The organism is Pseudomonas sp. HY2-MNA-CIBAN-0224 (genome assembly GCF_040310285.1).
GTDB lineage: Bacteria > Pseudomonadota > Gammaproteobacteria > Pseudomonadales > Pseudomonadaceae > Aquipseudomonas > Aquipseudomonas helleri.
The window spans coordinates 1-281 of record NZ_JBEOPQ010000411.1 but is presented as its reverse complement, the minus strand read 5'-3'; the positions used below and the strand labels follow the sequence as shown (position 1 = coordinate 281).

Annotated in this window: 1 protein-coding gene; it reads right to left on the bottom strand. The window is 48.4% G+C overall.

Going from position 1 to position 281, the window contains the following annotated elements; all coding sequences use genetic code 11:
• The coding region (locus AAEZ03_RS26965; RefSeq protein ID WP_502947965.1) for a hypothetical protein at positions 1–222 on the bottom strand (222 nt) is incomplete at its 3' end.
• Between the last annotated feature and the right edge of the window lie 59 nt (positions 223–281).

Below are 281 nucleotides of genomic sequence, written 5' to 3'. Positions count from 1 at the left end.
AATATCAGCTTGTCTCGTAAAGCCGCTATCTGCCATCCACTCTAGCGCCTGAGCATTTGGCGCGGTACAAATCACCCAATCAAAGCCGCCAAGACTGTTGCCCTCTTCATCGAACAGTTCCGTTTTGCTATCAGCACTATTTTCTTCTACAAAATGCGCTTTATGTAATGGCGCGACACGGGTTTTAAATGCTATGCAGGTATGCTGCAACTCATCGGCCAATGCACGCCCCCAGCTGGTCATTTTTGGGGTGCTGATATAACGTGCATGCTTTGTATCCC